The organism is Azospirillum sp. UENF 211521, assembly GCF_058780535.1.
The window spans coordinates 2,016,568-2,033,899 of record NZ_JBSNCF010000001.1; the positions used below are offsets into that span (position 1 = coordinate 2,016,568).

16 protein-coding genes are annotated in these 17,332 nt (G+C 71.1%); 3 read left to right on the forward strand and 13 right to left on the reverse strand.

The annotated features are described in order from the left end of the window. The first annotated feature begins 41 nt into the window (after positions 1 to 41). Complete coding sequence (locus ACWPN5_RS09400) at positions 42 to 2,162, forward strand: tetratricopeptide repeat protein (protein WP_492295277.1); 2,121 nt, start codon at positions 42 to 44, stop codon at positions 2,160 to 2,162. A 6-nt stretch (positions 2,163 to 2,168) separates the two neighbouring features. Here the strand turns inward: ACWPN5_RS09400 and ACWPN5_RS09405 are convergent, their stop codons facing one another. The 4 genes from ACWPN5_RS09405 to ACWPN5_RS09420 all read right to left on the reverse strand — a co-directional run bounded on the left by ACWPN5_RS09405 (position 2,169) and on the right by ACWPN5_RS09420 (position 4,501). Further along, the gene (locus ACWPN5_RS09405) at positions 2,169 to 3,044 is read right to left on the reverse strand and encodes an FkbM family methyltransferase (protein WP_492295278.1); all 876 of its coding nucleotides are present in this window, start codon (positions 3,042 to 3,044) and stop codon (positions 2,169 to 2,171) included. A 375-nt stretch (positions 3,045 to 3,419) separates the two neighbouring features. Then, complete coding sequence (locus ACWPN5_RS09410) at positions 3,420 to 3,662, reverse strand: hypothetical protein (protein ID WP_040137885.1); 243 nt, start codon at positions 3,660 to 3,662, stop codon at positions 3,420 to 3,422. A 109-nt stretch (positions 3,663 to 3,771) separates the two neighbouring features. Then, positions 3,772 to 4,200, reverse strand: a complete 429-nt coding sequence (locus ACWPN5_RS09415; protein ID WP_145689403.1) for a VanZ family protein — start codon at positions 4,198 to 4,200, stop codon at positions 3,772 to 3,774. A 100-nt stretch (positions 4,201 to 4,300) separates the two neighbouring features. After that, positions 4,301 to 4,501, reverse strand: coding sequence for a hypothetical protein (locus ACWPN5_RS09420; RefSeq protein ID WP_145679878.1), 201 nt, complete (start codon positions 4,499 to 4,501; stop codon positions 4,301 to 4,303). A gap of 305 nt (positions 4,502 to 4,806) precedes the next feature. Here ACWPN5_RS09420 and ACWPN5_RS09425 point away from each other — a divergent pair, with 305 nt between their 5' ends. Beyond that, positions 4,807 to 5,487 carry a LuxR C-terminal-related transcriptional regulator gene (locus ACWPN5_RS09425; protein WP_014200193.1) on the forward strand — a complete coding sequence of 227 codons (681 nt, stop codon included), beginning with the start codon at positions 4,807 to 4,809 and terminating at the stop codon, positions 5,485 to 5,487. A 61-nt stretch (positions 5,488 to 5,548) separates the two neighbouring features. On the opposite strand, the gene ACWPN5_RS09430 is transcribed toward ACWPN5_RS09425, so the two are convergent. The 6 genes from ACWPN5_RS09430 to ACWPN5_RS09455 all read right to left on the reverse strand — a co-directional run bounded on the left by ACWPN5_RS09430 (position 5,549) and on the right by ACWPN5_RS09455 (position 13,416). Next, the gene (locus ACWPN5_RS09430) at positions 5,549 to 7,150 is read right to left on the reverse strand and encodes a sensor histidine kinase (RefSeq protein WP_145689404.1); all 1,602 of its coding nucleotides are present in this window, start codon (positions 7,148 to 7,150) and stop codon (positions 5,549 to 5,551) included. Positions 7,151 to 7,293: 143 nt separating this feature from the next. Beyond that, a complete protein-coding gene (locus ACWPN5_RS09435) occupies positions 7,294 to 7,881 on the reverse strand; it encodes a DUF6655 family protein (RefSeq protein WP_145689405.1) in 588 nt (195 codons plus the stop codon). A gap of 267 nt (positions 7,882 to 8,148) precedes the next feature. Further along, positions 8,149 to 9,882: a fructose-specific PTS transporter subunit EIIC gene (locus ACWPN5_RS09440; RefSeq protein ID WP_492295279.1), complete on the reverse strand. Its 1,734-nt coding sequence runs from the start codon at positions 9,880 to 9,882 to the stop codon at positions 8,149 to 8,151. A gap of 35 nt (positions 9,883 to 9,917) precedes the next feature. Beyond that, positions 9,918 to 10,880: a 1-phosphofructokinase gene (pfkB, locus tag ACWPN5_RS09445; protein WP_492295280.1), complete on the reverse strand. Its 963-nt coding sequence runs from the start codon at positions 10,878 to 10,880 to the stop codon at positions 9,918 to 9,920. Beyond that, positions 10,877 to 11,317: a putative PEP-binding protein gene (locus ACWPN5_RS09450; protein ID WP_492295281.1), complete on the reverse strand. Its 441-nt coding sequence runs from the start codon at positions 11,315 to 11,317 to the stop codon at positions 10,877 to 10,879. The genes pfkB and ACWPN5_RS09450 overlap by 4 nt, the downstream gene beginning before the upstream one ends. Beyond that, entirely contained in the window at positions 11,218 to 13,416 is a 2,199-nt protein-coding gene (locus ACWPN5_RS09455) for an HPr family phosphocarrier protein (protein ID WP_492295282.1), read from the reverse strand. The genes ACWPN5_RS09450 and ACWPN5_RS09455 overlap by 100 nt, the downstream gene beginning before the upstream one ends. 221 nt (positions 13,417 to 13,637) lie before the next feature. On the opposite strand from ACWPN5_RS09455, the gene ACWPN5_RS09460 reads away from it, so the two are divergent. After that, positions 13,638 to 14,666: a LacI family DNA-binding transcriptional regulator gene (locus ACWPN5_RS09460; RefSeq protein WP_492295283.1), complete on the forward strand. Its 1,029-nt coding sequence runs from the start codon at positions 13,638 to 13,640 to the stop codon at positions 14,664 to 14,666. Between the two features lie 127 nt (positions 14,667 to 14,793). Here the strand turns inward: ACWPN5_RS09460 and ACWPN5_RS09465 are convergent, their stop codons facing one another. The 3 genes from ACWPN5_RS09465 to ACWPN5_RS09475 all read right to left on the reverse strand — a co-directional run bounded on the left by ACWPN5_RS09465 (position 14,794) and on the right by ACWPN5_RS09475 (position 17,307). Continuing rightward, the gene (locus ACWPN5_RS09465; RefSeq protein WP_145690998.1) at positions 14,794 to 15,558 is read right to left on the reverse strand and encodes a TetR/AcrR family transcriptional regulator; all 765 of its coding nucleotides are present in this window, start codon (positions 15,556 to 15,558) and stop codon (positions 14,794 to 14,796) included. Between the two features lie 91 nt (positions 15,559 to 15,649). Next, positions 15,650 to 16,264 carry an isochorismatase family protein gene (locus ACWPN5_RS09470; protein ID WP_145690990.1) on the reverse strand — a complete coding sequence of 205 codons (615 nt, stop codon included), beginning with the start codon at positions 16,262 to 16,264 and terminating at the stop codon, positions 15,650 to 15,652. After that, positions 16,261 to 17,307, reverse strand: a complete 1,047-nt coding sequence (locus ACWPN5_RS09475; RefSeq protein WP_145690982.1) for a 2,5-dihydroxypyridine 5,6-dioxygenase NicX family protein — start codon at positions 17,305 to 17,307, stop codon at positions 16,261 to 16,263. The genes ACWPN5_RS09470 and ACWPN5_RS09475 overlap by 4 nt, the downstream gene beginning before the upstream one ends. Positions 17,308 to 17,332 lie beyond the last annotated feature (25 nt).

Genomic DNA, 17,332 nt, shown 5'->3' on the forward strand with positions numbered 1-17,332 from the left:
GGCGCCATCCCGAAGCGGCCCCACGCGGATTGCCCCGGCTCATGGCCACCGTCTCCGAAGCCCTGTCCATCGCGCTCGACCATCACATCGCCGGGCGCATGGCGGAGGCGGAGACCCTCTATGGGCGGATCCTGGAGGCGGTCCCCGGCCATCCCGACGCCAGCCATCTGATGGGGCTTCTGCTGGCCCAGACCGGGCGGGTCGCGGCGGCGCTTCCCCATCTCGACGCCGCCGTGGCCGGCGATCCGGCATCGCCGACCTATCACCTCAACCGCGGCAAGGTTCAGGACGCGCTCGGGCAGACCGCGGCGGCAGCGGCAAGCTGGCTCGCCACGCTGCGTTTGCAGTCGGATCATGGGGAGGCGGCGGAGCGGCTGGCCCCGGCGCTTCGCGTGTTGGCGGAGGCCGCCTTCGATTCCGGCACCCTTGCCTCTTCCGTGGCGCTTTACGAACGGGTGCTGGCGCTCGATCCGCAAAACCTCTCCGCCGCCTTCGACGCGGCGATGGCGGCCAAGGGGCTCGGAAGGTTGCAGGGGGCCGCCCGGCTGGCCGGGCTCGCGGCCCGGCTCGACCCGACGTTGTTGCGCGCCCGCATGGCGGAGGCGGAGGCATGCCAGGCGCTCGGCCAGACGGAACGGGCCATCGCGGCGCTTCGTCCGGCGCTGGCCCTGGACCCCGCGCAGGGCGGGTGTTGGGCGAGCCTGTGCCTGCTGCGCAACGAGCTGGGGAGGCGCGGCGCGGCGGTCACGGCGGGCCGGCGCGCGGCGCTGGCCGCACCCGCCGACACCGGCTTGCTGGTCCGGCTCGCCGCCGCCCAGCAGATCGCCGAGAAGCCGCGCGCGGCGGTGGCGGCGGCGCGGCGCGGCTTGTCGCTCGACCCCGCCTCGGCGGAACTGCACCTCGCCCTCGGCGCGGCGCTCGACGCGGTGCACGCCCTGGAGGCGGCCGGGCGGGCGCTGGACCGGGCCGGCCGGCTGTGTCCCGGCGATGCGGCGGTGCTGGCCGAACATGGCCGGCTGTGCGAGCGCGCCGGATTGGCGGAGCGGGCGGCGATGCTGCTGCAACGGGCGCTGGCCGCGCGCCCGGACGACGGGGACTCCTGGGTGGCGCTCGGCCGCGCCGTGCTGCGACGGGGCGATGCGGCCTGGGCCGGCCGCTGCGCGCGTTGGGCGCTGCGGCTCGCCCCCGGCCTGCCCACCGGCCTGCTGCTGGCCGGCGCGGTCCGCGAGGCGCAGGGGGCCGACCGCGAGGCGCTGGCCCTCTACGACCGCGCGATCGCCGCCGCACCGGGCATCGGCACCGGCTTCTCGCGCCGGGCAATGTTGCTGCTGCGCCGGGCCGTGGGCGACGCCCCGCCGCCGCGCCAACCGTCGGGCAGGCGGCGGCTGTCGGTGTCCACGCTCGGCCATGCCGGCCGGTTCGGCAACCAGCTCCTCCAATACGGGTGTCTGCGCGTCTGCGCGGAGCGGAATGGGATGGAGTTGGAAACGCCGGAGTGGATCGGTCGTCCTCTCTACGGCCTGGACGATCCGCTCCCCGGCCCGCCGCTGCCCAGCCTGCACGAGGAGGATTGCGGCGTTCCGGCGCTGCTGGAGGGGCGGGCGTTGGCGGGTCCGGACGGTCACGACGTGGTCGGCTACTTCTGCGGCGACACCGCGCCGCTGGCGCCGCACCGCGCGCGGTTCCGCGCCCTCTTCACGCCGGTCGGCGCGGTGGCGGAGCGGGCCGCGGCGGCGCTGGACGGGGTGCGGGTGCGCGGCCGGACCCTGGTGGCGATCCATCTGCGCCGCGGCGATTTCGGCCTCAACGACCGCTTCTGGATCGCCCCGGAGGCTTGGTATCTCGACTGGCTGGCCGGGGTGTGGCCCAGCCTGGACCGGCCGGTGCTCTATCTCGCCACCGACGCGCCGGAGCTGGCGGAGCGCTTCGCCCGCTACCGCCCCGTCCTCGCCGGCGATCTGGGGGCGCCGCTGCCTGGGGCGGAATTCTTCACCGACCACTGGATCCTGTCGCGGGCCGACGTGGTCGCCGTGTCCAACAGCTCCTTCTCGGTGACGGCGGCGATGCTGAACCCGGCGCTGCGCGCCTCCCTGCGGCCCGACCGCGAACGGGCGCGGCTGGTGCCCTTCGATCCCTGGAGCGCGCCGGTCCTGCTGCCCTGACGGGTGTCAGCCGGGACGGCGGACGTAGAGCGCGTCGCCCCAGCTGTGATGGTAGGGGCTGGTCTCGGCGACTCGGTCGAAGCCGTGGGCGAACAGGATGTCGTCCACATCGGCGGCGAGGCCCGAGCCTTCATACAGCTCGGCGTAGCTCACCTCGGTCACCACCGCGTCGAACCCGGCCAGCAGATCGCCGCAGCCGGTGAGAATGCGGCACTCCGACCCCTGCGCGTCGATCGCCAGCACGTTGAACTCCTCGGGCGCGAGGCCGTTGGACGCCAGCAGATCCGGCAGGGTCCGGGTCTCCACCTCGATGACCTCGTCGACGGTGATGTGGGGATAGACGCTCAGATGGCCGGTCGGCTCCAGCAGGGAGCTGGACTGGCGGCTCGACATGCGCGAAAAGCGCGCCCGCCCGGCCCGGTCGGACACCGCGGCGTTCAGACAGATAACATCGCCGTTGCCGACGAAACGGGCCTGAAGCGTGGCGAAGGTCGCCGGGTCCGCCTCGACGAAGAGGACGCGGTCGGCGCCGGCCTCCCGGTAGTTGGCGTACTCCTCGCCCTCATGGGCGCCGACATGGATGATGCCGCGCGGCGCGACTCCGTGGCGGGGGAACAGGTCCTTGTAGCGGAACATGCCCTGGCTGCGCGTGAACAGCCGATTCCAGTGCCGGGGGGCGACCGCCATGTGCGTGCCGCCGCGCCCGTCTTCCGGCGGCGTGGCGCGGAACTCCAGATTGCGGTCGGCGAAGCGGAACAGGGAATAGCCGTTGGCTTGCAGGCGCGCGTACAGCGCGGCCATTTGCCCACCGGCCTCAGACTCGTCGAACTGAAGGAAGTCGATGCGGCGCAGGCGCAGCAGATCTGTGGCACCGTCCAGCACCGCCAAAGCGTCGCCGCAACCGTCCAGAACCAGCCAGTTCGATCTGGCGCGGCCCGACCGGACCGCACCACGCGTCGAGTCCCGATAGGGAGGACGGCAGGGCGAAGCATCTCTTGCCGGAGGCGGCGTCGGTCCAACGCCCGGCACCGGTTCCGACCGCCACCAGAATGGCTTCGGGTGGCAGGAAGGCTTTCTGAAGCGAAAGGCCAGGAAGGGAAGATGTCTCGTGCTGCATCTCGTCACCGCAATGGGGCTGATGAACAGTCCCAAGGGATGATCGCAGCCGCTTCCCGTCGCCTTGGCACGGTGGCCATTGTGGAAGCGGACGCGGGGCGGGTCAACGGCACCGCCCCGATCGCATCGTTCAACGGCGCGTCAGGCCGCGCGGTGGAGGAAGCCCAGATGCTGCGGCGCCAGGGTGGAGGCCCACTCCTCCGCCGCGTCCTGCGCCTCGCGGCGGGTGGCGAACCAGCGGGCGTCGGGGGTCCAGCTCAGCCCCTCATGCTCCGCGTGCCAGTTCCACCAGCCGTCGGTGGCCTCGCAGACCGTCAGCATCACGCCGAACGCGGATTCCAGGGCGCGGGCGCCGGTCTTAGCCTTTTCGTTATGCCAGTCCATAAGCGTTACTCCAGATGTCCTGCCTTTCGGCATAGCATAGTTCGGTAGACGAACAAAACCAAAAACGGAGGAGGGTGCTCGGGATTGTCGATCCGGACGCTGCGTCCCCTCACTCCGGTAAGGACGCAAACGCCGCGGGCTGCGTGACTATTCCATGGCGCGCGCGGCGCGCGCGTTGGATGGCGCGATGTCCCAGCCGGACGGTCATGATTCCCAGGGCGATTCCCACGGCGTCCCCGGCCAGATCGGACAGGCTGGCCTCGCGTCCCGGAACGAAGGATTGCGCCACCTCGATGGCGGCGCCGAGCGCGAAGACCGCCAGCACCGCCAGGACGGCGGCGCGCCGGCTGGCGCTGGCCAGGATGCCGAGCAGGGTGAGGAGCCCGAAGGCCCCGGCGTGCACCAGCTTGTCGAAGCCGTAAAGGCCGCTGGGCGCCAACTGCGGTTGCAGCGCGGCCCAGAAGGCGATCCCCATGAGGCCGAGAAGGGCGCAGAGCGCGAGCCGGCGCCAGAGAAGGGGAAGTGGGCGGAACGTCATGACGGCCTCCTGCGACGAAGGCCATCCTGCGCGGAACAGTCTCAAGGGCCGGTTAACCGCCCGATGTCCGCGCTGTGACATCCGGCGGGCAAGGCCCGTTTCAGGCTCCGGTCGCCAGCCCCATGGCGATGCCGCGCGCTTCGGTGAAGGCGGCGCGCTGCTGCACCAGCGTCCCGTCGGCGTAGACGCCCCAACCGCTCTGCGAGCCGGTGGCGTGGTAACGGATTTCGATCCGGCGGTGACAGTCCTGCATCACGAAGTGACAGGGACTGATCTTCTTCCACATGGACACCATCGGCATGTCGGGCACCCATCCAAGCGATGAATTACGATGACTGTACCAATGGCCGATTATGGTTGCCGTGATATTAACGAGACGGCGTCCGATTCCCGCGCAAAATGGGTAGTGGCCTGTTCAGGCGTGGTTTTTCCGAGTTTCCAGGCATCCGGGAGCGTCCTGGACCGGCTTTCCGGGGAGGGCATATGCCCGATGGGAGGACGTGCCTCGGACTTCATTGGTTAATATTCTACTAACGGACGGGTAGCCGGCCCGCCAACGATAGGGTAGGGTTGCTCATCTCAATCACCTTCGAGAGTGACTGGACGATGCAATCGGTCTCCATCTTTCTGATCGACGCCAACAAACTTTTCCGCGAAGGCATGAAGGCCCTCTTCTCGGAAGGGGAGTTCCGCATCACGAAAGAGGCCGCCAGTTTCAGCGACGTACCGCCGCCGGGCATGATGGAGGGCGACACGCCCGAGCTGATCATGATGGACCCGGCTTCCGCCAACGGCACGGTCCAGGCCGTCACCGTCCTGCGGGAGCAGTATCCGACCGCGCGGCTCGTCCTTCTGGCCAGCCACCTCGACGCCCAGGAAATGGCCAACGCCATCCAGGCCGGCGCCGACGCTTTCCTGATGAAGGACATTTCCCCGGCCGCGCTGGCGCAGTCGCTGCGTCTGGTGATGATCGGCGAAAAGGTCTTCCCGACCCACCTCGCCGCCCTCCTCATCACCGGCAAGGCCGGCGCCAACACCAGCGCCAACGGCCCGACCGCGGCCAAGGGCTTGTCGCAGCGCGAGACGCAGATCCTGGAGCGCCTGCTGCAGGGTGACAGCAACAAGATGATCGCCAATCATCTGAACATCACCGAAGCGACGGTGAAGGTTCACCTGAAGAGCCTGCTGCGCAAGATCAACGCCTCCAACCGCACCCAGGCCGCCATCTGGGCGCTGGAGAACGGGTTCGGCGGCAAGGTCGAAAAGCCGATGGAAGCCGTCGCCTAAGGATCAGGACGCCGCGCCATCCCGGAACCCCGTGGCTTCGACGCCTGACGCGCTGGACGGGTCAGGCTGGAAAAGTCAGGACGAAGCGGGTTCCGGGGCGGCCGCCCTGATCGGGGCGGTCGATTTCCAGCCTTCCGCCGAGCTGGCGCACCAGACCGTGCACCAGCGTCATGCCCATTCCCTGCCCCGACCCGGCGGGCTTCACCATGCCGGCGCCGTCCGGCAGGCCAGCCCCGTCGTCGGTCACCGTCAGCCGGCGGTCGTCGCCGCAGGCTTCGAAGCGGACCGTTACCGTCCCCTGCTGGTGCGCGCCGAAGGCGTGCTTCAGGGCGTTCAGCACCAGCTCCGTCACGATCAGCCCCATGGACGAGGCCTGCGCGGCGGGCATCGGGATTCCGTGCGCGGCGTCGATGACCAGGGTGCAGCGGCCCGAATCGATGAAGGCGCCGGTCAGGCTTTCCCCCAGCCGTTGCAGGTAGTCGGCCGCGTCGAGCGTGGCGAGGTCGTTGCGCGTCGCCTCGAACAGGCGGCGCTGCACCAGCGCCATCGCCTGGATTCGCGAGAAGGCCTGCTCCACCGCCTTGCGCGCCGCCGGGTCGGTGACCGTGGCGGTCTGCATCGACACCAGCCCGTGCAGAAGCTGGAAGCTGTTCATGATGCGGTGGCTCATCTCATGGGCCACCAGCTCGCTGCGCCGGGCCTCGTCCAGCGCCGCGGCCAAGCCCTGCGCCGCCCGCTTTTCCGCGTCGATGTCGCTGACCACGGCGACCACGCCGGTAATTTGTCCCGCGCCGTCGCGCAGCGGGGCCGCCGACACGCGCGTCCAGTGCTCCGTCCCGTCGGCGGCGCGGTGCAGGAAATCCATGCCGGGCGCCACGATCTCGCCGCGCAGGGCGCGCGCGCCCGGAAACGCGCTGCGGTCGACCGGGCTTCCGTCGGGCTGGAAGGCGCGCCAACGCTGCGCCTCCCGGTCGTCGGCGGAGGGCAGCGAGCCGTTGGTGTAGTCGCGCATCAGCCGGTTGTTGCGGGTGGTGCGGCCCTGCGTGTCGTAGACGGCGACGCCGACCGGCAGATGCTCCAGCACGGAGGACAGCAGCGCTTCGCTGGACTGGCGCTCCCGTTCCGTCCGGTCCCGCTCGATCAGCAGGGCGGCGGTGCGGGTCAGCCGATCCATCGCGTCCAAATCCTGCGGGCCGGGCGCGCAGGGGGTGGCGTGGTAAATGGTGAAGGCGCCCAGCACCGTTCCGGTGGCGGTGCGGATCGGGGTGGACCAGCAGGCGGCGATGCCATGGTCAAGCAACGGCGCTCGGCCGGATGCCCAGCGCGGGTCCTGCGCCACATTTGCGATGACCACCCGCTCTCCGCTGTGGGCGGCCAGAGCGCAGGGAAAGTCTTGCGGACCGATGGCGGTCCCATCCACCGCCCGCCGGTAGGACTCCGGCAGGCCGGCCGCGACGCCGAAGCGCAGGGTGCGACCGTCGTCGCTCATCAGGATGATGGCGGCGCGCCCGCCGAACCGCTCGGCCGCCGCTTGCGCCAGAAGGTCCAGCGCCTCGTCAAGCCCGGCGCCGCCGATGGCTTGCTCCAGGGCGGTCGTCTGGGCCAGCAGCAGCCGTTCCGATTGCCGGACGCCACTGTCCTGTTCCGCCCCATGATCGTCCACTGTGCCGTCGCCTTTGCGCTTGATGCCGCGCCCCGCGGGGCCACGGCATGGTACGCGTCCACCCCCCGCCGCGCCAGAGAATGCGGCTATGGCTTTGGGCGAACGCAAAATCCGTGCGGACAGGTCCGCGTCGGTCGGTGTCGTCAGTTGGTGTCTTCGGGGTAGGGGGGCGAGGTGCGCCAGGAGAACAGCGTCATCGCCCGGTAGCTCTGCTCCCCCGACAGGCCGTAGGCCGGCTCCGTCGAGGCGACCAGGGCGCCGCTCTGGTTGTCGTAGGCGAAGGCGGAGAATTTCGCGACCGCCTGGTTCTCGGTGGAGCTGTAGACCGACGCCTCCGGCAGGGTGATCGCGCCGGGCAGGGTGATCGGGGGAATGCCCAGCACCGTCTTGCTCTGGTTCACCGACAGGGCGCCCAGCCGGATCTCGATGATCGTGTCGGCGGCGGCCCGGTCGGGGACAAGGCGGACGCCCTGGCGCAGCAGCGATTCCTTGATCGCGCTCGCGGCGTATTTGGCGTCGGTGCCGTCGAAGTTGCCGGTGTCGAGGAAGGCGCGCTTGTCCGCCGGCAGATCCAGCCGCAGGCGGTTGGCGGCGTTGTCCGCGGCGCTGGAGATCAGAAGCTGTTCGGTGGCGGTCCGGGACGGAAGGCTTTCCTTCACATCGGTGCATCCGGCGGCCAGGGCCGCGGTGGCCGCCAGCGCTGCAAGGATCATCGGTCTGTTGCGGGGCATTCGGGTCCTCGTGCTTTTCGTCTCCGGCTTCTCAGGTTCGCCCGGTCCGGGCAAGGGAGAGATTTGGGACCGGCCCCGCACGCCGAACAGACGAAACGCGCCGGACAAAAAAAAGCCACGCACGGGAACCGCACGTGGCCTGAGTCTAGGGAGGAAACGCCCTATAGAGCGTGCTGCCGAGGCAGCAATAGAAAGATAGGGCTGACGAGGCGTTCTGTCCAGGGGTTATGTAAACGTTTTCATCTCATCGACGCTTTCGCAGCGCTGTTACGCGGTCACCACGCTACTGACCGGACGCTTCAGGAACCGCAATGCGACCGCGGTGGTGACCGTCCCGGCGACCAGCGCCACGACGTAGCCAGCCAGATGGGTTACGGCGTTGGGGATGGGCAGGACGAAGATTCCGCCGTGCGGAACCTTCAGCTCCGCCCCGATGCCCATGGAGATGGCGCCGGTCAGCGCCGCGCCGAGCACCAGCGCCGGGATGACGCGCAGCGGGTCGTGGGCGGCGAAGGGGATGGCGCCCTCGGTGATGAAGGCGATGCCCAGGATGCCCGCGGCGTTGCCGGCCTCCCGTTCCTCCCGGGTGAAGCGGTTGGCGAACAGCTTGGTGGCGAGCGCGAGGCCGAGCGGCGGCACCATGCCGGCGGCCATGGCGGCGGCCATCGGCGTGTAGACCTGGGACGCGATCAGGCCGGTGGAGAAGGCGTAGGCTGCCTTGTTGACCGGCCCGCCCATGTCGAAGGCCATCATCGCGCCGATCAGCAGGCCGAGCAGGATGGCGCTGCTGCCCTGCATGCCTTTCAGCCAGGCGCTCAGCACCGCCAGGGCCTCGGCCACCGGGGCGCCGACCACGTAGATCATGGCGAGGCCGGTGATCAGCGAGCCGAGCAACGGCAGGATCAGCACCGGCTTCAACCCCTCCAGATTCTTGTGCAGCCGGATGTTGCGGTTGAGGAAGCTGGTGGCGTAGCCGGCGATGAAGCCCGCAACGATGCCGCCGAGGAAGCCGGCGCCGAGGTTGGCGGCGAGGATGCCGCCGACCATGCCCGGCGTGATGCCCGGACGGTCGGCGATGGAGAAGGCGATGTAGCCGGCCAGCGCCGGGACCATCAGCGCGAAGGCGCCCTTGGCCCCGATCTGGAACAGCGCGTTGCCCAGCGTGCCCTGCTGGCTGTCCTCGAACACATAGATGCCGCCGAGCGCGAAGGCGATGGCGATCAGCAGGCCGCCGGTCACCACGAAGGGCAGCATGAAGGACACGCCGGTCATCAGATGCTTGTAGGGGCCGGTGCGCTGCGCCGCCGCCCGCTCCGCCTTGCCCGCCGCCACGCCGTCGGCCGGTGCCGGGGCGGCGCCGTGGGGCTGCGCCTCGGCCAGGGCGCGTTCGACCAGGGCGCGCCCGTCGTTGATGGCGGGCTTGGTGCCGCTCTTGAAGACGCGCTTGCCGGCGAAGCGGGCGAGGTCCACCTGCGTGTCGGCGGCGATCAGCACCACGTCGGCCTCGCGGATTTCCTGCTCGGTCAGCGTGTCGCGGGCGCCGACCGAGCCCTGGGTTTCCACCCGCACGGCGTGGCCCAGCGCCTGGGCGGCCTGCTGGATGCCCTCCGCCGCCATGAAGGTGTGGGCGATGCCGGTGGGGCAAGAGGTGATGGCGACGATCTTCTTCGTCCCCGTTCGCGCCGGCGCTTGGGCCGGGGCGGTCGCCAACGCCTGCTCCAGCACGGCCTGCGCGTCGCGCAGCACGGCGTCGAGCGCCGCGGCGCTGCGCTTCAGACCGGCGAAGCGCTCCTCGCCCAGATCGCCGGAACCGACGAGGATGACCCCCTGCGCGCCCTGCGCCGCCCCGGCGGGCAGCGTGTTGCGCACGCCGAGGCTGGAGCGCACCTCCACCTGGATGGTGTGGCCGAGCGCCGCCGCGGCCTTGCGCAGCGCCTCGGCGGCCAGGACGGCCTGGGTGCTGAGATCGCCCGCCGCGATCACGGCCAACATGTTCGCCATGGTTTCCTCCCGAGCGGTCACCCGCTCCCCGTTCATTAAAGCGTTGAGAGTTCGACCTGTCCGGCCAGCGCGCGGACCGCGTCCGCCCCCGGCAGGTTGGGTCCGAAGCAGCCGAGCTTCGCCGTGGCGAAGGCCACCGACAGGCGGGCGACGCCGTCCAGCGGCGCGTCCGCGCCGAAGGCGGCGATCAGCCCCGCCACCATGGCGTCGCCGGCCCCCACCGTGCTCAGCGCGTTGACCGCCGGCAGCCGGGCGTGCAGAGCCGGACCGTCGGCCACGAACAGCGCACCGTCCGCCCCCAGCGAGACCACCACGACCGCCACGCCGCTGCGGTGCAGGCCGCGCGCCGCCTCCAGCAGGTCGGCGGTGGCGGGCAGGGGGGCGCCGGCCCAGGCTTCCAGCTCGTGCCGGTTCGGCTTGATGCAGAAGGGCAGGTCCGGGGCGGCCAGCGCCGCCACCAGCGGCGGGCCGCTGCTGTCCAGCACGACGCGGGCGCCCTGGGCGCGCAGGTCCGCCGTCAGCGTCGCGTAGCTGTCCGCCGGCAGCCCGTCCGGCAGGCTTCCCGCCAGCAGGACCGGCGTGTCCGGCAGGACCAGCTCGCGCAGGGTGCGGCGGACGCGGTCGAGCGCGTCGGCATCGGCGGTCAGGCCGGGCAGGTTGAGGTCGGTGGTGTCGGCGGCGGCGAGGTCGGCGATCTTCACGTTGACGCGCGTCTCGCCGGGCAGCCGGACGAAGCGGTCGGCGATGCCCTTGGCGGCGAACAGCGCCTCGAAGGCGGCGGCGTTGCCGCTGCCCAGCAGGCCGGTGGCGACCACCGGCGTGCCCCAGTCGGCGAGGCAGCTCGCCACGTTCACGCCCTTGCCGCCGGCGTTGCGCCGCACGGCGCTGGCCCGGTGGACATGGCCGGGGCGCAGCGCCTCCACCGTGATGGTCTGGTCGATGGCCGGGTTCAGCGTGACGGTGACGACGGGCCGGATGTCGTCTTCGGGCGTGCTCATGCAGCACCTCCGTCGAGCGCGCGCACCGCGTCGGCGGTCTCGCACTCCAGCGCCCGTTGCGCGGCGTCCTTCAGGGCGGACAGGTCGCTGCCGCGCAGCCGGTCCTTCACCGCGGGGATGTCGCGCGGCGTCATCGACAGCTCGCGCACGCCGAGCCCGGTCAGCAGGGCCGCGCCGAAAGGGTCGCCGGCGATGCCGCCGCAGACGCCGACCCAGCGGCCGTGCCGCTCCGCCCCCTCCACCGTCATACGGATCAGCCGCAGGACGGCGGGGTGCAGGCTGTCGGCCTCCGCCGCCAGTTCGGGGTGCTGGCGGTCGATGGCCAGCGCGTATTGGGTCAGGTCGTTGGTGCCGATGGAGAAGAAATCGACATGGCGGGCCAGGACGTCGGCCTGGATGGCCGCCGCCGGAACCTCGACCATGATGCCCAGCGGCACGGCCGGTGCGTCCAGCTCCCCCGGATGCGCTCGCAGGCGGCGCGCAGGGCCTGGACCTCGCCCAGCGCCGTGATCATCGGGAACATGATCGACAGGGCGCCGCCGTCCTTGGCCCCACCATCTTTGGCAGCGCGGTAGAGGGCGCGAAGCTGCGTCTCCAGAAGCTCGGGCCTGCGCAGCAGCAGGCGGGCGCCGCGCACGCCGAGGAAGGGGTTCTCCTCGTGGGGAAGCTGAAGGTGCGGCACCTGCTTGTCGCCGCCGATGTCCAGCGCGCGGACGATCAGCGGACGGCCCTCCAGGGCGGTCAGCATGCCGCGGTAGGTCTCGTACTGCTCGTCCTCGCTCGGGGCGTCGCCGCGCTCCAGGAACAGGAACTCGGTGCGCATCAGCCCGACGCTCTCCGCGCCTTGCGCCAGGGCGACCGCCACCTGATCGGGACGGTTGACGTTGGCGCCGATCTCCATCGCGTGGCCGTCGCTGGTGCGGGCGGGCAGGCCGCGCCGGGCCTCCTCCTCCGCCTTGCGGGCCTCCTCCCGCGCGATCCAGGCGCGGGCGTCGGCGGTGTCGGCCTTGGCGGGGGACAGGTGCAGGCGCCCGGTCTGGCCGTCGAGGATGGCTGGGGTGCCGTTCGCCAGCTCCATCAGCGCCGCGCCGCCCGCCACCATGGCCGGAAGCCCCAGCGTGCGCGCCAGGATGGCGGTGTGGGAGGTAGGGCCGCCCTGCGCCGTCGCCAGCCCGATCACCCGCGCCATGTCCAGCGCCGCCGTGTCGGAGGGCGACAGGTCCTCGGCGATCAGGATGCAGGGGGTGTCCGGCAGGTCCGGCGCGCCGCCGGCGCGCAGCGCCGGGTCAATCCGCGCCAGCACGCGCTGGCCGACGTCGCGCAGGTCGGCGGCACGGGCCGCCAGCACCGGGTTGTCGAGCGCGGCCAGCCCGGCGGCGGTGCGCTCCACCGCCTGATGCCAGGACCAGGCGACGCCGTGCCCCTCGACCATGAGCTGGCAGGCCAGAGTCACGAGGTCGGTGTCGTTCAGGATTTCCGCCTGGGCGGTGAAGATCGCCGCTTCGGACGGCCCGAGCCGCCGGGCGGTGTCGTCGGCCAGCGCCTTCAGGGTTTGGCGGGTCAGGCTCAGCGCCTCGTGCAGGCGGTCGCCGCCCTCGATCAGCGGGACCGGCTCGTCGGGCACGGACACCGCGGCGCGCGGCAGCACATGCACCGGGCCGATGGCGAGGCCGGGGCTGGCGGCGATCCCCGGAACGGCGGGCAGCGGGTTCGGCGGCGTCCAGCCGCGCGCGGGGGCGCGGGACTTCTGCGCCGCGGCGGCGGCGTCCGCCTTCTCGCGCGCGGTCAGGCGGGTGATGGTCGCCTTCATGCGGGCGAGCGCCGCCACGGCGTCCTCGCCCTCCGCCGAGACGACCACGCTGTCGCCGGCGCGCAGGCCGAGCTGGAGCAGCGCCACCAGCGCCTTGGCGTCGGCCACCAGATCGCCGTGGCGGACCTGGATGCGGGCGGCCGACGCGCGCGCCGTCTCCACCCAGGCGGTGGCCGGCCGGGCGTGCAGACCGGTGGGGTAGTCGACCACCCAGTCGAAGCGCTCCGCCAGATCGCTGCCCGGTGTGGCCGGGGCGGCGACGGGGGCGTCCTCGCCGAGGGCGGCGGCGAGGGTGGCGGGGTCGGTGACGGTGAACAGGGCGGTCAGCCGCGCCTCGTCCTGCATCAGCCGGGTCAGGCGGCGCAGCACGGCGATGTGGGCGTCGGACTGGGCGGCGATGGCGACCACCAGATGGGCCGTCTGGCCGGGATTCCAGTCGATGCCGCCCGGCACCTGGAGGACGGCGATGCCGCTGCGGCGGACCATGCCGCGGTCCTCGACCATGCCGTGGGGGATGGCGACGCCGTGGCCGAGGAAGGTGTTCGCCACCGCTTCCCGGCGCAGCATGCTGGCGGCGTAGGCCGGATCGATGCAGCCGGCGGCGATCAGGAGCTGGGCGGCCTCGCGGATCGCCTCCTCCTTGCCGGCGGGGCTGGCGTTCAGCCGCAGCAGATCGGGCCGCAGCAGATCGGTGGGCATGATGGCGGTGTTGGCGTCGGGGGCCATGGCGGGTCCGTCTCCTCCGTTCGGTGTGGCGCCGGGCGGTCTTGGGTGTCGTCCTTGCAGCGCTGTTATTGAAAACGATTACATCTGGGTCTGTCAACGGAGTTTGCATTGAATCCACGGACTCCTTCGGGCAGACTGTGCCGTATGGGGCGGTTAAATGGCCCTAAGGGATGGAAACGATTTCAGAAACAGTTTCACGACGGATCGGTGACCGCATCATCATGAGCGACAGCGTCAAAGCCACCAGCATCAAGGCCGTCGGTATCAAGGATGTCGCCCGCGAGGCCGGGGTCTCGGTCGCCACGGTGTCGCGGGTGCTGAGCAACGGCCCGGTCAGCGACGCGCTGCGCGCGCGGGTGGAGGACGCGGTGCGGGCCACCGGCTACCGCCCGAACCTGTCGGCGCGGCGGCTGCGGTCGCAGCATTCCCAGACCATCGGGCTGATCGTCTCGGACATCCGCAACCCCTTCTTCACCGCGGTCAGCCGCGCGGTGGAGGACGCCGCCTTCCAGGCCGGCATGCGGGTGATCCTGTGCAACACCGACGAGAACCCTGAGCGGGAGGCCATGTACCTGCGGCTGATGCAGGAGGAGCGGGTGACCGGCCTGATCTTCGCGCCGACCCGCGCAACTCTTGCCCAGCTCGACCGGGCCGACCTCGATTTTCCGGTGGTGCTGATCGACCGCAGCGCGCCGGCCGGGCGGTTCGATTCGGTGGTGCTGGACAACCCGCAGGCCGCCGCCCTGCTGGTCGACCACCTGCACGGTCAGGGCTACCGCCGCATCGCCGGCCTGTTCGGCAACACCAGCACCACGGCGGTGGAGCGCCACGCCGGCTATCAGGCGGCGCTGGCCGCCCACGGGCTGCACGCGGAGGCGCGCTTCGTCCCGCCGACCGCCGAGGCGGCGGAGGCGGAGATCGCCCGCTGGCTGGCGGAGGCGCGGCGCTCCGGCGCCATGCCGGACGCGGTGATGGTCAGCAACAGCCTGCTGCTGATGGGGGTGGTGAAGGCGACGCGGACGCTGGGGCTGACGATTCCCGGCGATCTGGCGGTGGCCGGCTTCGACAACGAGCCCTGGACGGAGCTGGTCGGCCCCGGCCTGACGGTGATCGAACAGCCGGTCCACGAGATCGGGCGGGCGGCGATGACTCTGCTGTTCGAGCGGCTCGACGACCCGGAGCGGGCGACGCGCAAGGTGGTGCTGTCGGGGACCTGCGTGGCGCGGGGATCGACGGGTGGGGTGGGGTGAGTGGTTGCGGCGGAGCCCCCACCCAAACCCTCCCCCGCTGCGCAGGGGAGGGCTTAACTCCTCCCACTGCGCAGCGGGGGGAGGTCGGGAGGGGGGCACCAAGGCGACCACTCTCCAAAAATAAACCTTACCCCCGCTTCCTCCGCCCCGGCGCCCGCGCCGGTTCCGGCACCGGGGCCAGCATTCCGGCGCTGACGAAGCTGCTGATCTCCGTGATGATCTCGTCCGGGTCGCCGGGGTTGCAGATGCCCGGCGCCAGCTCCTCCAGCCGGTGGGTGTCGGAGAAGGCGTAGAGATAGGCGCCGATCATCAGCGTCATCCGCCAGTAGACGTCCCGCTCCGACAGATGCGGCAACGCCTCCTTCAGCGCGGCGGCGAAGATGCGGGTCGAGGCGTCGTAGGCCTCGTTGCGCAGCTTGTAGGAAATCTCCGGCGGCTCGGTGTGCAGCCGGGCCTGGAGCCGCATGAAGGTGCGGCCTCCCTCCGTCTCGCGCATGGCGAGCGCCGGCATCAGGAAGGCGTAGACGATGTCGCGCACCGGCGGCGGCGCGGGACCGCGGCGCAGCGCCTCCAGCCGCTCCATGCGCTCGTCGGCGATCTTCCGGCCGCGGCGCAGGAAGACCTCCTCGAACAGCCCGTGCTTGGACCCGAAATAGTAGCTGATGAGGGCCTGGGTCACCTCGGCCCGGTCGGCGACGTTGCGCAGGCTGGTGCCGGCGTAGCCGAGGTTGGCGAACTCCAGCTCCGCCGCGTCCAGGATCTGGTCGCGCACGTTGCTGGTGCCCTCCGGACGGCCCGGCCCGGCCCGGCGGCCGCGCGCGGGGCGGCCCCGCGCCGGGCCGCTCTCCGGCGCGGTGTCGGCGACGGGCGCGCTGTCCTGGACTTTGCTCATCGGTCGGCTCATCTCACTCCCGGCGGCACGCTTCGGATGGAAAGTCTAACATGGTGCAACGCCTGATCCCTCTTTCAACCCTGCTCCATCCTCATAGCGCGAGAATGCGCTCCGCCGGAACCACGTCGCCGTATTTCTGGCCGATGTCGAACAGGTTGGCCTCGTGCGGCGCCAGGGCGCGGTCGCCCACGCAATCGGCCATGACGACCGGGCGGAAGCCGTGGCACATGGCGTCCACCACGCTGGCCCGGACGCAGCCGCTCGTCGTCGCTCCGGCGATCAAAAGAGTCTCGACGCCGCGCTGTGTCAACCACGGCGCCAGCCCGGTCCCGAAAAAGGCCGACGGAACCGTCTTGCGCACCACCAGCTCCCCCGGCACCGGGGTCAGCTCCGGCACGATGGCGCTGATGGCGGCGTGCTCGGTCAGGGTCTGCATGCCCGGCACCTTGATGGAGAAGACGTTCCCGTCCGACCCGTCGTCGGCGTAGACGATCCGGCTGTGGGCGACGAACCAGCCGCGATTCCGGGCCTTCTCCAGCACCTGCGCCGTGCGGGCGATGGCCGGCGCGATGTTGCCGCCGCCGAACACCGCCGGGTCGGCGAAGCCGTTGACGAAATCGACGATCAGCAACCCGATCTGGCCCTGGATGCCCAGCGACCGGCCGAAGCCCTGCCGCTCATAGACGGCCTGTTCCGAAACACTCATGCCAGTTCCTTTCCGGCGAGCAGCTTGCCCTCGCGGACGACCTCGCGCCCGTCCAGGCGGACGGTGCAGTTCCGCATGGGAATGTCGATGTGGCAGGCGGTGGTGCGCGACCCGCCCGCCTCGTTGTTGGGGCCGAGCGAGAAGAGGAAGTTGCCGGCGAAGGCCCGTGCGTCCATGCCCAGCGTCTGTTCCCGGTCGTAGAGGCCGAGCGTCGACCAGCGCGCCCGCTTTTGCGTGCCCCAGCCGATGTGGGAGATGGCGTAGGCCTCCGGGTCGGCGAAGGCGTCCATGTAGTCGTTCAGCAGGTCGGCGTCCAAGCCGCCGGTGATGGCGGTGACGTAGCCCTTCTCCACCGTCATCTCGATCTGGGAGGTCAGGTAGGACTTCATCGGCAGCAGGATATCGCCCTTGTCGAGGATGATCCGCCCGCTCGCCTGCCCCTCGTTGGGGAAGGTGAAGCCGAAGCCGCTCGGCCAATGGTCCCAGCGCCCCGGCTCGTCGACGAAGCCGTATTCCTGCACCGTCGGAAACTCGCCGATGGGCAGGCGCAGGTCGGTGCCGGCCCGCGAGGTGACGTGCATCTCCTTCGCCGCCTTCAGCAGCGCGGTCGCCTCGCCGACGGTCGCCTTGTCCTCCAGGCTGGGCAGCAGGCGGACCAGCACCTCCGGCGGTTCGACGGCCAGCAGAATCTTGGTGCCGCTCTCCAGGATCTCCATCTGCTCCGGCGAGAAGAGCAGCGTCATCAGGTCCAGCACCAGATCGCTTTCCTTCAGCGCGGCCATGGCGGCGCGGTTTCCGGTCAGCGGGGTGGTGCCGAGATAGGCGAGGCTGTCGCGGCTGTGGGCGTGCTCCGCGTTCACCGGCGGCAGGTCCAGCCGGTTGACCCGCGCGCCCAGGTTCGAGGCGGCGATCAGGGCGGTGCGCAGGGTCTGCGGGTGGGTGCCGTCGCTGGTCAGGACGGTGACCACCTCCTGCGGCTTCAGCTTCGACAGGGTCAGAACATGGGTCCAGGCGCGGACCATATCGGCGTCACTGACGGGCATGATGCGTGTCCCTTTCCGGATGGGC

Excerpts from the sequence above, each read along its gene's own strand:
- ACWPN5_RS09475 (WP_145690982.1), bottom strand. The coding sequence starts at position 17,307 with ATGCCCGTCAGTGACGCCGATATGGTCCGCGCCTGGACCCATGTTCTG.
- ACWPN5_RS09460 (WP_492295283.1), top strand. The coding sequence starts at position 13,638 with ATGAGCGACAGCGTCAAAGCCACCAGCATCAAGGCCGTCGGTATCAAG.
- ACWPN5_RS09470 (WP_145690990.1), bottom strand. The coding sequence starts at position 16,264 with ATGAGTGTTTCGGAACAGGCCGTCTATGAGCGGCAGGGCTTCGGCCGG.
- ACWPN5_RS09400 (WP_492295277.1), top strand. The coding sequence starts at position 42 with ATGGCCACCGTCTCCGAAGCCCTGTCCATCGCGCTCGACCATCACATC.
- ACWPN5_RS09425 (WP_014200193.1), top strand. The coding sequence starts at position 4,807 with ATGCAATCGGTCTCCATCTTTCTGATCGACGCCAACAAACTTTTCCGC.
- ACWPN5_RS09465 (WP_145690998.1), bottom strand. The coding sequence starts at position 15,558 with ATGAGCAAAGTCCAGGACAGCGCGCCCGTCGCCGACACCGCGCCGGAG.
- ACWPN5_RS09435 (WP_145689405.1), bottom strand. The coding sequence starts at position 7,881 with ATGCCCCGCAACAGACCGATGATCCTTGCAGCGCTGGCGGCCACCGCG.
- ACWPN5_RS09455 (WP_492295282.1), bottom strand. The coding sequence starts at position 13,416 with ATGGCCCCCGACGCCAACACCGCCATCATGCCCACCGATCTGCTGCGG.
- ACWPN5_RS09440 (WP_492295279.1), bottom strand. The coding sequence starts at position 9,882 with ATGGCGAACATGTTGGCCGTGATCGCGGCGGGCGATCTCAGCACCCAG.
- ACWPN5_RS09420 (WP_145679878.1), bottom strand. The coding sequence starts at position 4,501 with ATGCCGATGGTGTCCATGTGGAAGAAGATCAGTCCCTGTCACTTCGTG.
- ACWPN5_RS09415 (WP_145689403.1), bottom strand. The coding sequence starts at position 4,200 with ATGACGTTCCGCCCACTTCCCCTTCTCTGGCGCCGGCTCGCGCTCTGC.
- pfkB (WP_492295280.1), bottom strand. The coding sequence starts at position 10,880 with ATGAGCACGCCCGAAGACGACATCCGGCCCGTCGTCACCGTCACGCTG.
- ACWPN5_RS09410 (WP_040137885.1), bottom strand. The coding sequence starts at position 3,662 with ATGGACTGGCATAACGAAAAGGCTAAGACCGGCGCCCGCGCCCTGGAA.